Origin of the sequence: Rhizobium sp. rho-13.1 (genome assembly GCF_007000305.1) — a bacterium.
Classification (GTDB): domain Bacteria; phylum Pseudomonadota; class Alphaproteobacteria; order Rhizobiales; family Rhizobiaceae; genus Rhizobium; species Rhizobium rhododendri.
Map to the genome: position 1 here is coordinate 200,654 of NZ_SCFL01000006.1, position 20,519 is coordinate 221,172.

The 20,519-nt window shown below is 59.1% G+C and carries 12 protein-coding genes and 3 pseudogenes; 4 read left to right on the forward strand and 11 right to left on the reverse strand.

Annotated elements, in window-relative coordinates; translation table 11 throughout:
• Positions 1-35: 35 nt before the first annotated feature.
• The 5 genes and pseudogenes from EQW76_RS17220 to EQW76_RS29415 form a co-directional block, all read right to left on the reverse strand.
• Entirely contained in the window at positions 36-2,294 is a 2,259-nt protein-coding gene (locus tag EQW76_RS17220; protein ID WP_142831060.1) for a glycosyltransferase family 4 protein, read from the reverse strand.
• Complete coding sequence (locus EQW76_RS17225) at positions 2,291-5,521, reverse strand: glycosyltransferase (protein ID WP_244615405.1); 3,231 nt, start codon at positions 5,519-5,521, stop codon at positions 2,291-2,293. Before EQW76_RS17225 ends, EQW76_RS17220 begins: the two co-directional genes overlap by 4 nt.
• An 89-nt stretch (positions 5,522-5,610) precedes the next feature.
• A pseudogene (locus tag EQW76_RS17230) lies at positions 5,611-6,642 on the reverse strand (glycosyltransferase); the annotation flags it as partial.
• 163 nt (positions 6,643-6,805) lie between these two features.
• Entirely contained in the window at positions 6,806-7,912 is a 1,107-nt protein-coding gene (locus tag EQW76_RS17235) for a glycosyltransferase (protein ID WP_348539983.1), read from the reverse strand.
• Between the two features lie 721 nt (positions 7,913-8,633).
• Positions 8,634-9,389: a DUF6883 domain-containing protein gene (locus EQW76_RS29415; protein ID WP_202617209.1), complete on the reverse strand. Its 756-nt coding sequence runs from the start codon at positions 9,387-9,389 to the stop codon at positions 8,634-8,636.
• A gap of 97 nt (positions 9,390-9,486) precedes the next feature.
• Here EQW76_RS29415 and EQW76_RS29810 point away from each other — a divergent pair.
• Positions 9,487-9,753: pseudogene (locus tag EQW76_RS29810) on the forward strand (integrase); the annotation flags it as partial.
• Positions 9,754-9,786: 33 nt separating this feature from the next.
• On the opposite strand, the gene EQW76_RS17250 reads toward EQW76_RS29810, so the two are convergent.
• The 4 genes from EQW76_RS17250 to EQW76_RS17265 all read right to left on the reverse strand — a co-directional run bounded on the left by EQW76_RS17250 (position 9,787) and on the right by EQW76_RS17265 (position 14,523).
• Entirely contained in the window at positions 9,787-10,665 is an 879-nt protein-coding gene (locus tag EQW76_RS17250; protein WP_279309163.1) for an XdhC family protein, read from the reverse strand.
• A 122-nt stretch (positions 10,666-10,787) separates the two neighbouring features.
• The gene (locus EQW76_RS17255; RefSeq protein WP_143122999.1) at positions 10,788-13,073 is read right to left on the reverse strand and encodes a xanthine dehydrogenase family protein molybdopterin-binding subunit; all 2,286 of its coding nucleotides are present in this window, start codon (positions 13,071-13,073) and stop codon (positions 10,788-10,790) included.
• Positions 13,070-14,050: a xanthine dehydrogenase family protein subunit M gene (locus EQW76_RS17260; protein WP_142831056.1), complete on the reverse strand. Its 981-nt coding sequence runs from the start codon at positions 14,048-14,050 to the stop codon at positions 13,070-13,072. The genes EQW76_RS17255 and EQW76_RS17260 overlap by 4 nt, the downstream gene beginning before the upstream one ends.
• Positions 14,047-14,523 (reverse strand): (2Fe-2S)-binding protein, encoded by a 477-nt coding sequence (locus EQW76_RS17265; RefSeq protein ID WP_142831055.1) that lies wholly within the window; start codon positions 14,521-14,523, stop codon positions 14,047-14,049. The genes EQW76_RS17260 and EQW76_RS17265 overlap by 4 nt, the downstream gene beginning before the upstream one ends.
• Before the next feature lie 163 nt (positions 14,524-14,686).
• On the opposite strand from EQW76_RS17265, the gene EQW76_RS17270 reads away from it, so the two are divergent.
• Positions 14,687-15,280, forward strand: coding sequence for a TetR/AcrR family transcriptional regulator (locus EQW76_RS17270; RefSeq protein ID WP_142831054.1), 594 nt, complete (start codon positions 14,687-14,689; stop codon positions 15,278-15,280).
• Positions 15,281-15,438: 158 nt separating this feature from the next.
• On the opposite strand, the gene EQW76_RS17275 is transcribed toward EQW76_RS17270, so the two are convergent.
• A complete protein-coding gene (locus EQW76_RS17275) occupies positions 15,439-17,289 on the reverse strand; it encodes an ATP-binding protein (RefSeq protein ID WP_244615403.1) in 1,851 nt (616 codons plus the stop codon).
• A gap of 181 nt (positions 17,290-17,470) precedes the next feature.
• The gene (locus tag EQW76_RS17280) at positions 17,471-18,979 is read right to left on the reverse strand and encodes an ATPase domain-containing protein (RefSeq protein WP_142831052.1); all 1,509 of its coding nucleotides are present in this window, start codon (positions 18,977-18,979) and stop codon (positions 17,471-17,473) included.
• Between the two features lie 134 nt (positions 18,980-19,113).
• Here EQW76_RS17280 and EQW76_RS29815 point away from each other — a divergent pair.
• Both EQW76_RS29815 and EQW76_RS17285 read left to right on the forward strand, forming a co-directional pair.
• Positions 19,114-19,281 (forward strand): annotated as a pseudogene (locus EQW76_RS29815) (IS3 family transposase); the annotation flags it as partial.
• An 833-nt stretch (positions 19,282-20,114) separates the two neighbouring features.
• Positions 20,115-20,432, forward strand: coding sequence for a hypothetical protein (locus EQW76_RS17285; RefSeq protein WP_142831051.1), 318 nt, complete (start codon positions 20,115-20,117; stop codon positions 20,430-20,432).
• Positions 20,433-20,519 lie beyond the last annotated feature (87 nt).

The window sequence follows — 20,519 nt, forward strand, 5'->3', positions numbered from 1 at the left end:
AGCCGGGGCGTGGACTGGCGAAGCGTACGAGCTGATCACCAAGAGCTTGTTGCGCTTCGTATTTGTGACGCTTTCAATTCATCCAACAGGGGTTGATGTACCTCACGACCCGTCGGCGTGACGTGCGACGACAGGAGACCGTTCTTGCAGGGTCGTTCGTCGTCCCACCCGGGGTGATTGACAATAGGGTAAAGACAAAGACCTTCCAGAGGAACGCCCAACTGGCGTGCGCGTTGTGCCTCGTCCGACACATACTGGAACCACGATGCGCGCCGGTCATCCTCGATCCCGGTTTCCGCTATCAGGATAGGTCGTCCGTAGCGGGCGTAGGTCTCCGCCAAAAGCTTGCTGAGGGGCTTGTAAAGAGGATGGCCGTGATCGATCGGCAGACCGCCGTGGATCCACTGGTTGTTGAAATAATAATTTACGCCGATGATATCGAGATAGCGTTCTGTTCCGCCGATCTGTGGCCACATGCGGCCCGAGATCAGGTCCCAGCCTTGGAATTGTGATTGGTGGTGACCGCCCGCCACACCGGCTTCCCAAGGTCGCGATGGGTCGGTGACGACGTTGATGATCGGATCACAGTGGACGAAGCGGGCTCGAGGATCTACTGAGAGGATGGCATCCATGGCCGCGATAGCGGCGCGCGCGAGCTGTACTTTCAACTCGAACCCTCGACCATTGCCAAATGGATTAAGGTATCCGGCGTCACCCCCGGCCCACGCAAAAAACGAGATTTCGTTGACTGGGCAGTAAAATGGTATTTCGTCGGTTTCCTCTCGAACGATGCGCGCGCATTCCCGAGAAAAACGTGCGAAACGGTCTACAAATGCTGGTGACCAGATGTTAACGTCGTCCGGCAGGCCGTAATGGAGCAGGTCCCAGATCACCTGGGTCTTTGTTGTCGCCGCCGCCTTGAGCATCGGCCGAATGCTTGACCAATCGTAACATCCGTGACTGTCGATGAGGTGCCAGCGAAAGCCGTCTCGCACGGTACGGATCCCGAAGCCGGCCAGCTGCCGGTAATCCTGTTCAGCATATCGGTCGTGTCCGATTGACTGGATCACGTCTAGCCGCCGGCCTGAAACCTCGCCTCCGCGTGGCCGCAATCTGTGAGTGGAGCACTCAAACCCGCCCTGCAGGAAGGATTTGAAGAGGCTCGTGGGTTCCGCTGGCCTGCGCTCGGCACGCACTTCCGCAAAAAGTTGCTCCCACTGCGGGAGTACCTTTGCGACGGAGTAGGTGTCCTCGACTTTACGGCGAAGAGCCGAGCCGAGCTGGCGGCGGATTTGGGAATTGGCGATCAGCTCGGCGATCTTTCTGGCCACGGAGGCGGGATCGCCGTAGGGTACGAAAAGGCCGGATATACCATCATCGATCTGCTGCAGCGCGCCGTTGTCGGGCGTCGCAATGACAGGCAGCGAAGCAGCACCGGCTTCCGCGATCACATGCGGCATGCCCTCGCCCTTGGACAGCCAGACAAAGATATCGAATGCCGACAGCAGCTCGGCGATATCCTTGCGGTCGCCGAGAAAAACGAGCTTGCCGCCGAGACCGCGCTCAAGCGCCAAGTTGCTCAGATCATCGGCATAGTCCGGCATGAACGCATCGGGGCCGCCGACGATGACGAAGCGGGCGCTCAAATCTTCGGCCGAGACCAGTGCCGCGGCCTCGATGAAATCGGCGACATTTTTCTTTGGGTCCAGGCGCCCGACCCAGCCGGTCAGCGTCTGGCTGTCCGTAATCCCGAGGCCGGCGCGCAAGTGAGCGCGACGGGTCGTCTCGAACGCCGTCAGATCCACCATCGAAGGGATCTCGATGGCGTGCTGCTCACGCCCCGGCATGCTCGACGCTGCGGCGTCTCGGATCGACCGGCACACGCCGACATAGCGGCTTGTCAGGTGTTTCGGTCCGGCCAGCGCCTCCGATACCAGGCCGCCATGTTCGATCAGCAACGGTCGCAGGTGCATCCGCTCGAGCGCCGGATAGATGTCCGCGACATTCTGACAGGAGACGACGATGTCGTAGCCCGCTGCCTTTTCGGCGAGGTAGCCGACCGTATCATCGAACGACAACTGGTAAGGCGCGGTGTCGACGTCTACACCGAGGGCGCGCAGCTGATCATGGGTTTGCTCTGGCATCCCCTCCTTGCGGAAGCAGGCGACCACGTCGATGCGATAGCGGCGCCGATCAAGGTGTTCGGCAAGGAGACGCACTTCCGTCTCCTCTCCGCCGACGACGAGCCAGGCGAAGACGAACAGGATCCTGGTTGGGGGCGCGCCCGCACTCATTGGGCCACCTGAAAGACGACCTGCAGGAAGTCTGGCCTGTTCTCGACAAGGTCGGTCAGAAAGCCCGGTGCGTCGTCCAGAGGGATGACATGGGTGATCATATGCTCACGGATGTCGCCGCCCCGCGCCTTCAACAGGTCGATCGTTGCCAGAGCGAGCCGGCGTCTGTCCCACAAGGGGGCAAGGCCGCGCGGCACGCGATTGATCTGCGCGCAGACGATGTTGAGGCCGTTGTGGTGGAACTCCTCGCCGAGCCTCAGAGCATCCGCACCGCCCTGGTAGAAGGCAAGGTCGATGACAGTACCCTGCGGACGCAGCGCCTTCAGGGCCGTGTGCAAACTGTCCGAGTGGGCACGCGTCTGAAAGACGATATCGGCACCGCGCCCCATAGTTCCATCATGCCAGCGGGCTTTCGCGTGGTTCCAGGCCTGGTCCTCGGTCATCGCCGTCAGGCCCATCGCCTCCGCTTTGCTTCGGCGAAAATCGGAGGGATCGGCGATAACGACGTCGGACGCCCCGAGCGCTTGCGCAAAGAGGGCCGTCATCAACCCGACGGTGCCAGCACCGATGACGAGAACCGGCCGGTCCTTAATGCCTGCCCCGAGCGCCGGGACATGGGCGCCATAGGACAATGCGTCGGCGTGCAGAATGCCATTGGCGGCGATCGGACCCATCTGGGCGACGAGGACGCCGAGGAGAGGATCGATGCCGTCAGGCATTGGGATCAACACGTCGTGATAGGGGTTGGCCGTGTGGCCGGTCTTGTGGGCATAGGCGGAGGCGACGATGGCGCCCTTGGCAAAACCCGTCGCGCGTGATTCGGATACCCGCGCGACTTCCATGTAGCCGAGGAACGGGACCGGATAGTGGAGATCTGCTTCGTTACCGACAAACACGCCACGATCACTGTCGAAGCGCGACCGAAAATAGGGGTTGGTGTTCTTGAGGAAGGTAAGCTCCGTCCCTGCGGACAGGCCGCTGAAAAGTGTCTCCAGCCTCACCTGGCCATCGGACGGTGGTCCCTCCTCGTATTCGAAGAAATAGGGCCGCCCTGGTCCCTCGACGCCGAGCGAGCGGATCATGCGGTGGCCGGGCGGCATTCCGTGATGCGCTTCCGGACGCGGCTGGAACTGCAGGGGCGCCGGCGCCGGCCGCGTGATCTCCGGCATGTCGAGACGGACGGGTTCGCCGCTCTCGGCAGATGCCATGACGGCGAGTGCCAGACGGTGCGTCGCCACGGCATCGCCATAGGGGCAACGGATGCGGTTTTCACCGCCGCTGACAGCATCGATGAAATCGCGGTCCTCGCGCCAGACCGGGTCGCCGTCGGCGCCGCGGGTCGGCCGTCCTCGCCCGGTGTCGATCATGATGTCGCGGTCGGTCAATTCGATGGCGAGCCGGTCGGCAAAGATGTGCAGGCCGACACGGTGGTTCCAGCCGAGCAAGCACGTCGAGGCGATGTTGGCGATCACGCCGCTCTCGAAGGTCAGACTTGCCGTTGTCACCGTCGGCACGTCGAGGCCCGGAAATTCGGCCCTGTCGGTGTGTCCGACGCGGCCGTAGACCTCTCTGACGTCGCCGATCAGGAAGCGGATGAGGTCGAGGAGATGGGTTGTTTGCTCGACGATCTGTCCGCCGGACTTGTCCTGCTTCCACCACCATTGCGGCGGCGGCGTGGAATCGAGCCAGTAACCGGACAGCAGCTGCGCGGGGTTGTGTTCAAGCAACGTCCGCGCCTCGTCAACGGTGTCAAGATAGCGCCAGTGGTAGCCGACCGCCGTGATGAGGCCCTTTGCCGCCACTGCTGCCGAAATCGCCTCTGCCGTCTCAAGGTCGAGCGACACAGGTTTTTCGACGAAGAAGGGAATCCCGCGCGCGATCAGGTCATGCTCGGGTTCGCCGTGCGCAAAAGGCGGTACGCAGACATAGACCGCGTCGGGGCGCTGCTCGTCGAGCATGTCCTTGTGGTGCCGGAAAGACCGTGTACCGAAGCGCATGGCGGCACGGTCGGCGCGTTCGAGGTCGGGATCGGCAAAGCCCACCAATTCAACGTCTTCGAAAGTGGCGAGAATGTCCAGATGCCGTTGCGCAATGCCTCCGACGCCGATGAAGGCGAGACGCGTCTTTTTCATGGCTGTATCCTTTTGCTTAGCTATTGCAGGTTCCTGCAGAAGGCGGTCGTAGATTGCGGCCGTTTCCGCTCCCATCCGGGCTGCCGAAAAGTTGGTCGCGAAACGTGCGCGGCCCGCTCCGCCCGTGCGTGCTGCCCGGTCGGGGTCGGAAAGCGCCGCTTTAATGACCGCCGCGAGGGATATGGGGTCCCCCGCCGTGGCGAAGAGTTCGTGATGCTCGCCGAGTGCTTCTACGGTGCCGCCGACGCGTGTGGCTGCGACGGGGATGCCGAGCGACATGGCTTCGAGAACCGCCAGCGGCAGGCCTTCAAATCGCGATGGAAGCACGAAGAGATCGGCGATGTTCATAATGTCTGCGACATCCTGTCTCTGGCCGAGGAAGCGTACATGGCCCGAAATCCCAAGCGTCGAGACGAGCGCCTCGGTGGCCTCCTGCTCATCGCCGGAGCCAACGAGAAGCAGCGTGGCCGACGGATGAGCGGCGATAACGTCCGGCATGGCGCGCAACAGCGTCGCGTGATCCTTTTGGGTCGAAAACCGCGCCACCGTGAGGAGAACAGTGCGGCCATCCAGATCCATCTCTGATTTGACGTCGGTTGCAGATTCCTGCGGCTGAAGCGGGTATATGCCGTTCCTGACGACGCTCAGCCTGTCGCCAGCGATGTGACCGACAAAGCTCTCCTGGGAGGCGTCTGAGACGACGATGTGGTGGCCGATGGCTTCGATCTGTCGGCGGTATTCGTCCACTTGTTCGACATCGGTGAGGAGGTAAGGAAGATGCTCGGTACGGACGACCGGGATGCCGCGCTCTATTCCCGCAGCGGTAAGCCAATGCCCCTCCCAACCGATGCCAGCGTGTACATGCAGGAGATCAAAGGGCTTTCCGCCCAGCCAGGTTGCAAAATCATCTTTCGAGTTGAGGCGTTTTACGCTCAGACCGTGCCGCAGGGCGCGGGTGAGTAACGGGCTTCGTTCTCCCGACAAGAGCGCCAGGGTCACGTCCCATCGCTTGTCCATGGCACGGCCAAGGGCAAGCATGTGCTCTCCCATTCCCGACGGATCGAGACTGTCGGTTACCAGAAGAATGCGGGGCATTACTTGCCCCCGACCGCGACTGTCGCGCCGAGCTCATCTGCGAGGGGATGATGCGTCAACGGGTGGACCTGCCTCCTGGCGCTAGAGTAGATCGATTGTGCCACGATTTCCGACATGAGATCGAAGGTCTTGTCCCAGGAGGAGCGGACCAGCATCGCATCCACGTCGCCGAGCCAGTCGCTGCTCTCGCCGGCCAGCGCAATCGCCCTGTCGCAGGCGTCAGCGAACTCCTTCGCGCCGTTGGCGAGAAAAACTCCCTCGAGGTTGCCATAGGCACGTGCAACATCTGTTACCCAGGTGCTGACCACCGGTCGTCCTGCTGCGAGATATTCCGGCGTCTTTGTCGGACTGATGAAGCGTGTCGCCTCGTTCAGCGCGAACGGCATGAGAGCGACGTCCCAGCCGGAAAGATAGGCCGGCAGGTCGGCATAGGACTTGAGACCGAGATAGTGGATATTGGCCGCGCGCGGCAGTTCTTCATCAGAGATCTTGACGACAGGACCGAGAAAGATGAGCGAGAGATCCGGTCGCGCCCTGGAGACCGCAGCAATGAGGCTCAGATCAAGCCTTTCATCAACCACCCCGTAATAGCCGAGCTTCGGCCCCGAAATTGCTGCCTGATCCGCCGGTTCCGCCATGCCGTTGCGCGTGGCGCGGAAATGCTCGATATCGACACTGGAGGGAAAGGCGTGGATGTTGTCATGCTTGTCCCGCTTTGCCTCATAAAGGCTCAAGCCGCCAGTGAACACGGCATCCGCACGCGCCATCAGCGCCCTCTCGGCGTCTTTCAACTGCATGGGTGCGAACTTGAAATTAGCAAGTTCGTCCATGCAATCGTAAACCACAGCCGCAGCGTCGATGTGCGCGGAAAAGGCGTACATCATCGGCGTGTAGTACCAGAGGATGGGTTTCACGCCACCATGCAGCTCGAGCAGTTCGTCCAGCAGGTTGCCAAGCGCTTCCTGCCGATCCGCCTCGGTCCACCAATGGGGGATCCTCGGACGGACCGCTTTGACGGTCGTGCCGGCAAACGGATGGATCTCGATATAGGCAAGATGATGGTCGGTCGGGATGTATTCCTCGAAGAAGAAGACTTGGCGCTGCTGTGAAAATCGCTGCATCAGATGCTGCGGTCTCTGCAGCACGAAATCCCACCGGAGGTGAGAGAAACAGACAAGGGGGGCCTTGTCGAGAATGCGGGATTCCGAGGTGCGCGGTAGGGGATGCAGCAGGTTCATGGGGTTCCTCTTCAAGTAGTGAAACCTGCAACCAGCTAGTAATCCCTTAGTTCCAACGGTGGAAAGCCGCCCTGTCGAAATTCTGCAGCAATGGCGCGATCCTCCTGATGGTGTGAGGCCATGTCCAGTTTGCCTGAACGATCTCGCGCGGAGTGAAGGTATCCAGGCGTGCCAGCATATCGGAAATGCCCTCGTGAAATCGGTCGCCGCTGGCTGTCGCCCACGTCAGATCGGTGATGTATTGCAGTCCGCAGCTTAGCGCATCGTTGGCAAGCACCGGGATGCCGGCCAGCATATATTCCGTGAGGATGGCGGGCGCTCCGTCATCGATGCCGCACACGACACCTATGCGGGACTGGTTCATCAGCCGATTGACCTCCTCGAAGTCCACACCGGGTGGCCCGACGAAATCGACGTTCAGACCCGATGTGTCGGCTCGGTGGCGCAGGTCGTCCGCAAGCTCTCCGTAGCCGAAGACGCACAGCGTCCGGATGCTGCGCGGCATCTTCTCCAGCGCATCGAACAAGATGTCGTGACGCTTGTAAGCCTGTGCTGCCGCGACATAAATGACGTCGTAGACCTTTGGTAGGGGTAGCGGCCGAAACGTCAGATCGGATGCGAATTCGGGGCCGACCGGCATGATTGCTGTCTGCATTTCCGGATGGCGGGCCAGCACTGCCTCGGACTGCCATTCGGCGCCGGTCAGCACGAGATCGAAATGGCGACTGACCTCAAATGGGATGCGAAGCGCCGGCGCATCGATGGAATTGTAGATCTTGAAACTGTCGCGGCAGGCGAGAAGAATGTCTTCGCTAACCCCAAGCCCCCAGACGCAAAGGATGTCCGGCGGTCCAAAGGCTTTTATGTGGGCAAGCATGTCGTTCGAGGCGAAAGGCGCATCCGGCCCATCCAGCCGAAAGGACCGGCGGGTAAGCCAGGGGCTGTCGGCGTCCTCCCGATCAAGCGGCGGCGTCTCTCCGCGCCAGTGGGTCCAGATCTCCGCGCAGTCCACAAGGCCGCTGTGCAGGGCAGCGAGCGGCAACCTCTCGATATAGCCACCCTTTACCTCGACGTGATCCGGCCGACCGGTGCCTCTTGGGCTCTTCCCACGACTGCCCGAGATCCATTGCTGGTAGAACTCTGAAACCGGCACAACCGATCCACCGAGATATTCGCCACTTTGAAAGTCACTTATAACAACCAGACGTCTTGGCCTCATATTTTGGCCGTTCCTTCATTGGATTGGAGAGGGCAACGCCGCAGCCGCGCCAGCAATACGACCGAACGATCCTACAGTGCCGAGACATCAGCCGCGACCGAAGCACCCGGACGCATTCCACGATTGCTGGCCCTCATGGCTGTGTTGCTCTCAAAACAACTTTTAGAATGATTAGTTCCGGGACATTATCTGTTGAGCAATTATCTACTGAGTAATGGAATTAAGGTTTATTACAGCCACCATGTCTCCTACTCCCGACGATCGTCACGTAAGACGCGGAAGATAAGCTACCCCCTGCGTTGCAGTTCTCCACAAGCATAAAATCTGTCGATCTCGGAACCCCGCGTTCAGATCGTTGTTAACTCGAGATGGATCATTCATCGAGGTGGATAGGCATGTCAGTAATCTTTCCCAAAGTTTTCAACCGTGAAAAGACAAACAATCCGAGCGACCAAGCACCGGCTGATGTTGATGTCTGCGTTAAGCCGTCGCAAGCATCCGACAACGCGCTCCTGATCATTCGTCTTCGAGCGTTACAACGGATGGACTGGCCATCGACGACAACGCGGTCATAAATTCTTCACCTACGGCAACAGGCCTACAAGCGCATTCCTGGCCGCAAGTACGAGCCCAAAGTCGCGGGCAAATTACCTGCCTATCTCTGGTTCAAGCGTATACTTTCATGAAGAATTCTGGTGTCGATCGTGTTCCCGGTGGCGAGGGTAATCGGTATGGTTTGCTCGAATGTCTGGCCGCACGGGGTAGTCTTCGTGGACACCGCCGTTGCAGGATCGAACCGTAGCTGGGGAGCCAAGTCTTGCCAATTGCTTTGATCAAACCCTAGGGTCTGACTGAACCAGTTTGCCTTGCCCTGGTTTTGCGGATGAGTCGAATCGAGCAGGTAGCTCTTCAGCTTGCTCTCAAGATTTGAGGTGTCGAAGCCAACATCGACAGCGATATTTTCTGCAGCAGCCTTCGTCAACGCTTGATCAACAGCCTCCTTATCTAGCGCGCTGATGCCGGCGAGTCCGACGCCAGTGCCGCCAAGCTCAAGAATTGAGGCGACGATGTCTTGGAAGATTACATTAGCCTGTGCGGCACAGGCCTGAACTCCCAAGCTGCACATGGCGGCGAGATCTTGCGCCACCGGAAGCGCTGCGGCGGCTCCGACCGCGATCATGTATTCAACCTGGATGAGCTTGCCGACCGATTGCGTGAAGGCGGTATTTGCCATCAGTCCGTCGACGAGTGCGGCGTTTTGAATTGCAAACTGCCGGAGCGCAGACCCGTTGGTGCCCGCCGTCGTCGAGATGGCGTCGGTGAGACTTTGGAGAAGTTGGAGATAGGTCGGTTCCGAACCGGTCAGCGCGTTTTCGAGACCTGTGGCGTTCCCCTGGCCCTGCTCGACCACGCCGATAGCGTCCTTCAGGCCGTTCAGAACCGCTGATGGCTGGGCTGGCGTGGCGTTCTTGAGATCGTCGGTGTCGTTTGCGGCCGAGACCAGTGCTCGGTGGGGCTGTCTCCCGTTGCGCCCTCGATCCGAAGGCCGTCAATGATATCGTCAAGCACCGGGCCGCGCTGGCTGGGCTGGAGGCTGGGGAGTTTTCGGCGCATTGCTTGCGATCGGGTTATCTGACCGAGGCGGCCAATCGTGGCGTTCCCCTTCCCGAGGCCATGGAGCAGTCGAGGTACCAATCCGTTCAGCAAGCGTCCAGCTATTGCGCTATCACAACAACCCTACGCGGCGAACATGTAAGGTGGCACGACTACTTTAACGATTAAGTGACTTTCGATCAGCCTAGAGGGCTTCATTGCTCCTCCAAGAGCCGCCGTGCGGCAATATCGGCCAAAACCGAGAGCGCCAGAGACTGTGAATCTCTGGCCTTATTAAAAAGGCCTATCGGAGATTTGATCCGGGCAATCTCGCCGCGGCTATACCCGAGTTCTTCCAGCCGTTGAACACGTCTGGCATGTGTGCGCGCACTCCCGAGCGCACCGACGTAGAACGGCCTAGAACGCAGCACCGCCTCGAAGACCGGGATTTCAAAATCGATATCGTGATAGAGGAGCGATACAGCCGTGTCGGCATCGATAATTTCTGGTGAAAGCGCCGGCCCGCTACCGTCGTAGCAATAGATGTCATACCCTGCAGCCGTCGCGACTCTGGCGGTGACATCGGCCTCGACCGACCGGCCGGCGAGAACTACCCGGACACGCGGGCGATGGTGCGTGATGAACGTCTGTCCCCTCCAGCCTGTCGGCTCGAACGTCTCTGTCGCAATCAGCCGCTGGGTGTCAGGTTGATAGCAGAGGCTTGCCGTTAGCCGCTTTCCAAGCCTGGCGAGAATGGACCATAAGGCCACGCTCTCACGAAGGACATGGATTGCAACCGTAATGCCGCCACCGCAGGGAAGGACGATATCGAAAAACGGCGATCCTTCCCCCAGCAGAAGGTTGCGATCGCAACCTCTCGAAATCGCCTCCATCGCCTCCGATGCAACCGCCGCCTCCGTACATCCGCCGGACACGAAACCGCAATAAAAGCCGTCATCGCGGATCGCCATGTGGGATCCGAGCGGGTGCGCGGATCCTCCGCGAATATCAACAAGCGTGGCAAAGGCCACTCCGTGTCCAGCATCGAAGGATTGAGCAGCAAACTCCATTATTTTGATGGCGTCATCGGTCATAAGAGCCTTTCTAGGCACGATTGGCGCAGTGACGCTGCATGAGCTCAACATCTGCAGACCTTTCATCGAATTGAGCAACCGCTGGATTTGCGTCCGGCATCGCTTGGACTGACAATCTGAAACTAGAGCAACTTTTCCAAGGTGATGGGGAGATCACGAACTCGTTTTCCCGTCGCGTGGAAGACAGCATTTGCAATCGCGGGCGCCACGCCGACGATACCAACTTCACCGACCCCCTTTCCTCCCAACGCGGACGCATCCAGATCGGGGACACCGACAGAGATCACTTGGATATCCGGGACATCCGAATTGGTCGGCACGAGGTAATCGGCAACATTATTGTTGACGAGCCTGCCGTTGCGCCGATCGACAAGGCCCTCTTCGAGCAAAGCTTGGCCGATGCCCATGATGATCCCGCCGCGCCATTGGCTCTCCACAAGTCGTGGATTGTAGAGACGACCGCAATCGAAGGCCGATACGATGCGAGAAACGCGAACCGTGCCGAAATCCTCGTCGATTTTCACCTCGACGAAATGCGCGCACCAACTGTGCATGGAATGGTCGCCCATGGTCGGCCCTTGGACGCCGGCCATTGTCGTCCAAGCTCGCTTGTGGTCGGCGGCCGATTGTGTGGCGTCATCGAGCGTGTTGCGGAGAACTTCCAAATGTTCTTTTCCAAGGGCCGACATCAATTCCGAAAGCGTGTATTCGCCGCCTCGCGCGGAGCCGAGCCGTCCGTTGATGAGCGTCAACGTGTTTGCGCCGGTATCGCGGAGGGGTGAATTGGCGTCATTGAGTGCAAGTTCGATGAGCTCGTCACGCGCAGCGATCGCTGCTTTGTGGACGGCACCAGTGATCGACCCAGCAAGCATTGATCCGCCGGCAATCGCCGATCCCGGCATCCGCGAATCGCCAAGCAGGACATCGATCTGGCTGACGGGAACGCCCAGCGCGTCGGACGCTGTCTGGGCAAGGATCGTATAGGTTCCCTGCCCCATATCGATGGCGCTACTGATCACCTCCACGCGGCCGTTGCCAAGGATGCGTATCATCGCCGAGCTTGGCGCCCGGATAACAGGAAACGTGCCGCACCCGATTCCCCAGCCGACCAATGTCCTGCCCTCTCGCATGGACCGAGGCTGATGGCTGCGTCCCGACCAGCCGAAAGCGTCCGCGCCCTCCGTCAGGGCCTCTCGCAGGCGACGCGTCGACCAGGGTTTTCCGGACTGGTAATCGTGGTCGGCATAGTTCTTAAGGCGCAGTTCGAGCGGATCCATACCGATCTCATAGGCAAGTTCCTCCATGGCGCATTCGATGCCGTATGCGCTGGGGTTCTTGCCTGGGCCGCGGAGCGCGCCGGGCGTCACAGTGTTGACGGGGACTACCCGATGTTCGGAGCTGAAGTTTTCCACCTTGTAAAGCACTGCCGTTGCTGCGCCCGTCTGCTCGGGATAGTCGACATAAACTGACGTTTCGCTCGCACCGCGATGGATGATCGCTTGCAGCAGCCCGTCGTTGGTCGCTCCTAGCGAAATCTGCTGGCGCGTCGCCGCCCGTCCACCGTAGCTTGTGAAGTTCTGCGGTCGGGTCACCGCGAGCTTTACCGGACGGCCGAGTTTTCTTGCTGCGACAGCCGCAACAGCACCGTAGGCAAGCGCTGCACCTTTCGAGCCGAACCCGCCGCCAATGAATGGGGATATGATCCGGACGTCTTCAAGCGGCAAGCCGAACCACTCGGCATAGCTGCGCGCCATTCCCTGGGCCCACTGGCTTGGCTCCCACACAGTCAGCGTATTGCCGTCCCATTTCGCCGTCAGCCCATGCGGCTCCATGGCAACGTGGAATTCCCGTGGCGTTCGGTACACGACGTCGATCTTGACCTGTGCGCTGGCGAACGCCGACTCTGCGTCTCCCCACTTGCACGTCAGATTATCCATGACTTTGCCCTGACCGGCATTGGGGTCGTCGAGGCCCATCACTGCGGGCGTTTCTTCGTAGGTAACCCGTATCAGCTTGACTGCCTCCGACGCTTGCTCCCGCGTCTCTGCCACAACAGCGCAGATGGTCTCGCCATTGAAGCGAACTTGGCGTGGCAGGGGATTGTAGTTCTGGTTTTCCGGGCGATTCCCGTACCAGTCGGAGGCGACCTTCAGTCCAAAATCATCCTCAGGCGTGAGAACCAGCAGAACGCCAGGCATCGCCTTCGCCTGTGCAGTGTCAACCGCAAGGACCCGACCCGCCGGAATTGTGCTCTGCAGTAGTACTGCATGCGCTAGATTTTCAAACGGATATTCAAGCGCGTAGGTGGCGGCTCCGGTAACCTTCACCGTGCCCTCGAAACGCGAATGCCGTCCGCCGATCATGCCGTCGGAAGCATCGCCATGCTTGCGGGGTTCCATTATCGTCATAGAAGACCTCCCACGGTCAGAATGGCGCGCGCGACCACACGCGGCGCGAGTTTGATCTTGTACTGATTGCCGCCGTGCGGAAGCGCATTCTCCATTGTAAGCCGGCTGGCGGCTTCCACGGATGCAACATCGAGAACCTTGCCGATGAGTGCGGCCTCTATCGCGCGTGCGCGCCAGGGCCTTGTTGCAACACCGCCGAGCGCGATACGAATATCGCGCACCGTCTTGCCGTCCGCTTCCAGTTCGATACCGACGGCCGCGCTCGATGCGGCAAACTCGTAAGATTGGCGATCGCGGACTTTCAGATAGGTCGAATTTCGTGCTGCCGGAGAGGCGGGGATCGTCACGGCCGTAATCATCTCGCCGGTTTCCAGCAAAGTCTCCCTTTGCGGCGTCGAGCCTGGCAGCAGAAAGAATTCGTCTATCGCCACGCTTCGCTCGCCGATCTTGATCTCGGCGTCGAAGGCCACGAGGGCGATTGCCAGATCGCCCGGATAGCTGGCAATGCAATTTGGGCTCGTGCCGAGCACCGCGTGGTTGCGGGTCACGCCGCCGATGGCCGAGCAGCCTGACCCGGGATTCCGCTTGTTGCACGCGGTAAAGGCGCCCGGCTCTCGGAAGTATGAACAGCGGGTCCGCTGAAGAAGATTGCCGCCGATCGTCGCCATGTTTCTGAGCTGTGCGGAGGCGGCAAGCGAGAGAGACTGTGCCACGGCCGGAAAATGGGAAAGGATGTGGGGATGGTCTGCGACGGCCGCCATCCTAGCAAGAGCGCCGATGCTGACACCCGTGTCATCGGCGTCGATCCCGTCCAGCCCAGCAAGGTGCGTGATGTCGACCACGCGCTCCGGCTCGGCCACGCCGCACTTGGCGAGGTCCAGAAGCGTGGTGCCCCCTGCAAGGAAGACCGCACCGCTTTGGACTTCCTGTTGCGCCTCGTCGATGGAGGTCGCACGTACGTAGGAAAAGTCTCTCATGCGCCAGTCTCCGCTGCTTTGCGCACGGCGGCGACGATGCTATTGTAGGCACCGCATCGACAGAGATTGCCGGACATGTATTCTCGGATCTCGGTGTCGGATCTGGCTCGGCCTTCGCGGATGCAGGCGACAGCCGACATGATCTGGCCAGGGGTACAGTATCCGCATTGAAACGCATCCTGATCCACGAAAGCTGCCTGAACTGGGTGAAGTTCACCATTTTTCCCAGCCAGCCCCTCGATCGTCGAGATCTGCCGACCTTCCACCTGGGCGGCGAGCGTCAGACAGGAGAGCACCCTTTGGCCGTCCACATGAACCGTGCAAGCACCGCACTGCCCCTGGTCGCAGCCCTTCTTGGTGCCTGTCAGGCAGAGATGGTCGCGAAGCGCGTCGAGCAAAGTGACGCGCGGCTCTATGGAGAGTTCGCGTGATTGTCCGTTGATGTCCAATGAAATTTGAAGCGTTCCGGCCATGATGGGTTCTCACTGTCGTCGTGGTGAAGCAATCGATAGAACTTTCGACCTGACAGACAGGCCGGCGTGCATTACAAGAGGAAGAGACGCGTAAAATGGAGGCGCCTCCGTTTAATCTAGGGACTTCCTGGTCATCGTCAAGTGCAAAATGATGGAGTAGCCTTTGGCCTCGGCCGAGCCAAAAAAAGAGCCGACCAGCGAACCTCCGTTGCGGGCAGACGCGCGCCGGAACAAGGAGCGGCTGATCGAGGTTGCAGCGGACGCGTTCGCCGAGAATGGTGTCGAGACCTCACTTGAGGACATCGCTCGCCGGGCCAGCGTCGGGATCGGTACACTGTATCGACATTTTCCGACCCGTGAGCACTTGGTGGAGGTTGTTTACCGACGCGAATTGGAAATGTTGGCTGCTGCTGCCGGCGGCTTGGCAAAAACCCATGCACCCGATGCGGCGCTTGAGGAATGGATGCGCAGGTTCGTGGGCTATATCGCTACAAAACGCGGCATGGCCAACAGCTTGCGGATATTGATGACCTCGAACTCGGCGCTGTTTGCCGAAGGCTCTGGTGTTCTGAGATCTGCATTAGACGATCTCTTGAAGAGTGCAGCCCAATCGCGGGCGGTGCGCAGTGATATTGACACGACGGACCTTTTGCATGCTCTCTCAAGCATTTACTCCATCCCCGACGCACCTGATTGGCGTGATCGGTCCCATCGACTAATCGGTCTGTTAATGGATGGCCTGCGGTGCAACAGGTAAAAAATCGTCCAGTGCCGCTGTTTCCCTATCCGCCTGTCACGCTCACATGCTGTAAATCGGCGAGGGATCCCGATGCCGATACCCATGATCGACGCTTCTATTCCTCACGTTGATAGGGTCATCTCTGTAAACGGCTTAATGTCTCGCTACAGCGTCGGTCAGCCGCGATGCAAGACCTTTCCGATTTCCGCCGCGAGCTGTGCCTGAGTGTAAGGCTTGCCGAGGCGCGGAAGATCCATCCCGCTACCAGCTGGGAGGTCGGCGTATCCAGTTGCTATGAGAATTGGCATCCCCGGCACCTTTTCCCGTACCGCCATGGCCAGCTCAGCACCGGTCATACCAGGCATGGAATAATCGGTGATCATTAGGTCGAACGTGTTGCCTGATTCCAGATACTTCAGGGCATCAGCACCAGAATTTGCTTCCACGACTTCGTGACCGAGATCTTCAAGCATGTCCACCGAGGCCATGGCGATAAGAGCATCATCGTCCACCATAAGGATCCGTATCGCCCGAGTGACGCCAATGCCACCCGGCTCGAGAGCGTCATCGATAGATATCGGCCGGAAAGTTTCGGGGAGCCACAGCTCCGCAAAAGTTCCGTGACCGACAGCACTGGTGAGACGCAGGCTTCCCTTCAGCTGCAGAGCAAGCCCGTGGACCATCGACAAGCCAAGGCCTGTTCCCTTTCCAAGTTCCTTTGTAGAAAAGAACGGATCGACTGCCTTCATCAGCGTCTGTTCGCTCATTCCGGTTCCGGTGTCTTCTACCGATAAAACGAGGTAGCGCCCTGACGTGAGATCCTTGGAAACTTCTCGTATTTCTTCGCCGCGAACGCGAACCTTGATTACTCCGCCGGAGGGCATGGCGTCCCGCGCGTTGACAACGAGATTGAGGAGTGCGAGTTCGACCTGGTTTGAATCGATCATTGCAGGCAGCAGGTTGTCTTCAAGCAGAACCTCGATTGCTATCGTCGTGCCGACCGATCGCTTGAGCAAATCCTCCATTCCGGTCACCAGCTTGCCGAGGTCTGTCGGTTCGACGCTCAGATCCTGACGTCGCGCAAAGGCAAGCAAGCGTTGTGTCAGCGCCGCGCCACGCTTTGCGCCCTGGATAGCACCGTCAATCAGGCGACATGCCTTCGGATCGTGCTGGAAATGCTTGCGAAGGAGATCAAGGTTTCCAAGCACGGCCATCAACAGGTTGTTGAAGTCGTGGGCGACACCGCCGGTGAGCTGGCCGATGACCTCCATCTTCTGAGCCTGCCTGAGTTGCTCTTCCGCCCTCTCCCGCTGGGCCACCTGTTCGATCAACCCCGCATTGGCTGCTTTCAACTCGGCTGTTCGCAGAGATACGCGCTCTTCCAGCAGATCGTTGACGCTCTTTAGCGTATCCTCGGCCACGCGGCGTTCGGTAATATCGGATGCAATGCCGACGAGTTTTTGCGCTCCACCGTTCCTGTCCCGGTAAAGCTGCGCGCGCACATCGACCCAGTGCTGGGTGGCATCGGGCCAGATGCAGCGGAAGTCGATCTCGCAGTCCCTGCCAGTCTCCACTGTCAGAGATATTGCACGTTTCAGTCGCGGCAGGTCGTCCTCGTGAATAGTCGCCAACCAATGTTCGTAAGAGAGCGGGCCGTCTTTAGGCTGTCCGAAAGTTGTGCGGAATAATTCAGAAGTCGTGAGCCGGTTTGCCTTGAGTTCCAGTTCCCAAGAGCCCAGACGCCCCGCTTCGAGCGCGGCCTGCAAACGCCGTTCGCCATCTGCAAGGTCGTTTAGGCGCGCACGCGCTTCATATTGCCTTTGCCGGCCCTTCATGGCAGTGCGCGCCACGCTGATAAAGGTGGTGGCGTGAAACGGCCTTTCCAGAAAGGTTACATTGCCGAGAATTTCAGAAAGACGCGCCGCAGCCGGATTTTTTTCTGGGCCGCCGCCTCTCTGCGTTAACACTATGAACGGCATGTCCGACCAGCTCGGCTGGTTTGCAATCCAGCTGGCGAGCGGCTTCAAGTCGCCCGATCGTACCGTCTCCTCTGTCAGCACTCCAAAGGCAACTTTGTCGCCAAGGGCTGCAACGAAGGAAGGAAGGTCTCCAGCCGACCGGCACACAATCTTTGCGGCAGAAAGGAGCGAAGAAGCCACATCTGCATCCCGCCCGCCAGGGGCAAGTATGATCGCGTCTGCAAAACGATCAGGAATTGCCCAGCCCTCCGGTGGTCATGACCATGAGAGGCTCGGAAACATCGGTGAGGACTGGCACGCCGCGCAACACACCTTGGAACCCGGAGAGCGGCGCACCGAGGCTCAGACCTGTATTGTCGATCCGGTATTCTCGGATCGTGTCCTCATGCCTACCGGCACGCTTCTTGATCACGGAGACCGCGCGGCGGACGCGCCCGGCAGCCTCGAAATAACGCAACAGTATGACGGTGTCGGCCAGATAGGTGACATCCACCGGAGATTTCATGTCGCCGAAAAGTCCATGCTGGGCAACCGTGATGAACGTATTGGCTCCCTGTCTGTTCAAGTACTGCAGAAGCTCGTGCAAATGAAGGATGAGGGCGTTTTCATCGGGCATCGCAGACTGGTAGCCGTTGATGCTGTCGATGATCACAGTCTTTGCATTGGCTTCTGTGACCCGGTCCATAACCCGACGAGTAAACTCCCCCGGCGACAGCTCAGCGGCGTCCAGCTGCTCTATGTGAACAAAGCCTTGATCGCTCAACCCCTCGAGATCCAGGCCCATCGCTTTCATGCGTGCGAAAAGTAGGCCAAGCTCCTCGTCGAAGATGAAAACTGCAGCCTTTTCACCACGGGCGACGGCGGCCTTGACGAACTCGAAGGTAAACGTGCTCTTTCCCGTGCCGGCAGGGCCAATGAGGAGCGTGCTCGATCCGCGTTCGATCCCGCCCCCAAGCAGGCTGTCAAACTCAGCGTTGCCGGTCGGCAAAATATTACGGGCGAAATCAGTTCGATGCTCGGCGGCACGCAGTCGCGGAAACACCTCTACTCCACCTGTCTTGATGGCAAGGTCATGATATCCGCCGCGGAATGCCCGTCCGCGGTATTTGATGATCCGCAGCCGCCGGCGCTCGGAGCCATAATCTGGAGCTAGTTCCTCAAGGTGGATGACCCCGTGGACCACACTGTGGACAGTTTTATCCATCATCTCGGTCGTCATGTCATCGAGCAGCAGCACCGTTGCACCCTGCCGGGCAAAGAAATGCTTGAGAGCCAGGATCTGACGACGATAGCGAAGCGAACTCTGCGCCAGAAGCCTGATTTCGGAAAGGCTATCAAGGACAACTCTGCTCGGCTTGATGCGCTCGAAAGCGTCAAAGATTAGCTTAGTCGTTTCACCGAGTTCGAGATCCGAAGAATACAAAAGGCTCTGCTGCTGATCCGGATCGAGCAGGCTTTCCGGCGGGACGAGCTCGAAGAGCTCAATGGTATCATCTATAACCATCCCGTGCGAGGCGGCGCTCGCCCGCAGCTCTGAATCCGTTTCGGAGAGTGTGATGTAGAGACACTTTTCTCCAAGTTTGGCGCCTTCGAGGAGAAATTGCAGTGCGATTGTCGTCTTGCCTGTGCCGGGATTTCCTTCCAGCAGAAACACATGATCGCGTGAAAGTCCTCCTGAAAGGACATCGTCCAATCCGGCCACGCCCGTCAGGGCGTTGGTTTCAAGCCCTACGGCCATGTCAGCTCCTACGTTTGCGTGGATTAAAATATGTCGTCAAATAAAAATTTCAATCAGGTCAACTTCAGATCGCTACTTGCCGCAAGAGTTGACAACAAACAAAATTATCCGAAGTCGGCGCTAGGGCCGGTGGGATGGTGTTCGACCACGAAGCCGAGCATCCATCCGGCTGGGCTGCCGTTTCATCTTTCGTTATCAAGATTGGCTGCTCGCCATCCACGCCACACGAATAGGTCAGAACCGCGATCGACAGCGGTCAACGAGTAGGACTGGCGAGCGATATAGCCGCGAAGATGAAGGCTGCACCTGCCCTAGTTACCAACAGCGAGCGCGAAGTCTCCAGCTACCTGACTGCGGATATAAAACTGGGCACGCTCTCGTTAGTCGCCCTGATGAGGTTGGATCATGCGCCTTGATATGACAGTCCCATGTGTTTAGGCGCTGCCAGCCACTTTGTGTGTGATGCAGCAAGCAGACATGACCCCGTCGAACTGAGCAACGCAAAAGCATTTTCACGCGTATCGGCAGTGGGACCCCTCGCCCACGCACGAGATTTGCTCACCCGTGTCAGGAAAAAGGGACGAGCCAGCTAGTTTTGTATCGGGTGGACCTGAAGCCCGATTATGACGCATAGCGGCCGAAATGCTGGAATTCTCCCAACACCCGCCATATCGCAAGTCTCGTCGCACAATTCGCGCGGGCAACCTTGGAATCTCACCACCGACCACCGCTCGTCGCGCGAGACTGCCTTCTTGCGCAGACGGCCGCACTACTTAGAGGCTGCCTCAAAAAGAGGTGGGTGATTTTAACAGGTGCTAGCGGTGCTCAGCTAGCTCGTGCCAGGGGCGTCTACTTTGATACATGCTTTGACCACACCCTTGACCAAATGCTGCGGGTTGCCGTCAGAGGCGGCCCCGGCTATCATTGCATGGTTGCCGGCGCTCATGCCTCCAGTAAAACCCTCTGGGCCGCCAGTTAGTCTAGGCGCCTTATAGAGGATATACAACCATTTCTGGTCGCGAGGACAGGCGATTGCAAAGTAGTGGACGCTTATCTTCTCCTCTTGGTCTAAGTGCCATATCCGTTCTATAGATACAAGCATTGAGAGTACTTCGCGCCCGAAAGGATATTTGCCATGCCTGAACCTATGGTTGTGTGGGCATTTCCAATTAGCCCCTCGAATACTACGCTCCTCGCGTACTGCGACACGCTGGACAAGGCGTTTCAAGAGGCAGGTCAACATCGGCGCGATTTGTGCGAAAGTGGCTCTTTAGAAGAGCCTTGGCCGGAGACATCAATTTTCAAATTGACGCTTGAACCGCTCGATCGTCATTTGGTTTTGAACTTGCTCAATGAGCGCGAACCCGACTGGAGCGCCACGATTGCACTGCAGGAAACGGTCGGAATTGTCACAGACGAAGGCGCGCGCCTTTTCGGTGAGGCGGAACACTAAGCTGGGGGACCGGAAGCTAGTCTGACAATGGGCCCGCCGAACGCGCTGGTTGGAGCTGGTGTTTTGCGTCAATCGATGTCAGTAACC

Bases quoted from the DNA above. Each gene is read 5' to 3' on its own strand.
- EQW76_RS17220 (WP_142831060.1), bottom strand. From the start codon at position 2,294: ATGAGTGCGGGCGCGCCCCCAACCAGGATCCTGTTCGTCTTCGCCTGG.
- EQW76_RS17225 (WP_244615405.1), bottom strand. From the start codon at position 5,521: ATGCCCCGCATTCTTCTGGTAACCGACAGTCTCGATCCGTCGGGAATG.
- EQW76_RS17250 (WP_279309163.1), bottom strand. From the start codon at position 10,665: ATGACCGATGACGCCATCAAAATAATGGAGTTTGCTGCTCAATCCTTC.
- EQW76_RS17255 (WP_143122999.1), bottom strand. From the start codon at position 13,073: ATGACGATAATGGAACCCCGCAAGCATGGCGATGCTTCCGACGGCATG.
- EQW76_RS17260 (WP_142831056.1), bottom strand. From the start codon at position 14,050: ATGAGAGACTTTTCCTACGTACGTGCGACCTCCATCGACGAGGCGCAA.
- EQW76_RS17265 (WP_142831055.1), bottom strand. From the start codon at position 14,523: ATGGCCGGAACGCTTCAAATTTCATTGGACATCAACGGACAATCACGC.
- EQW76_RS17280 (WP_142831052.1), bottom strand. From the start codon at position 18,979: ATGGCCGTAGGGCTTGAAACCAACGCCCTGACGGGCGTGGCCGGATTG.
- EQW76_RS17285 (WP_142831051.1), top strand. From the start codon at position 20,115: ATGCCTGAACCTATGGTTGTGTGGGCATTTCCAATTAGCCCCTCGAAT.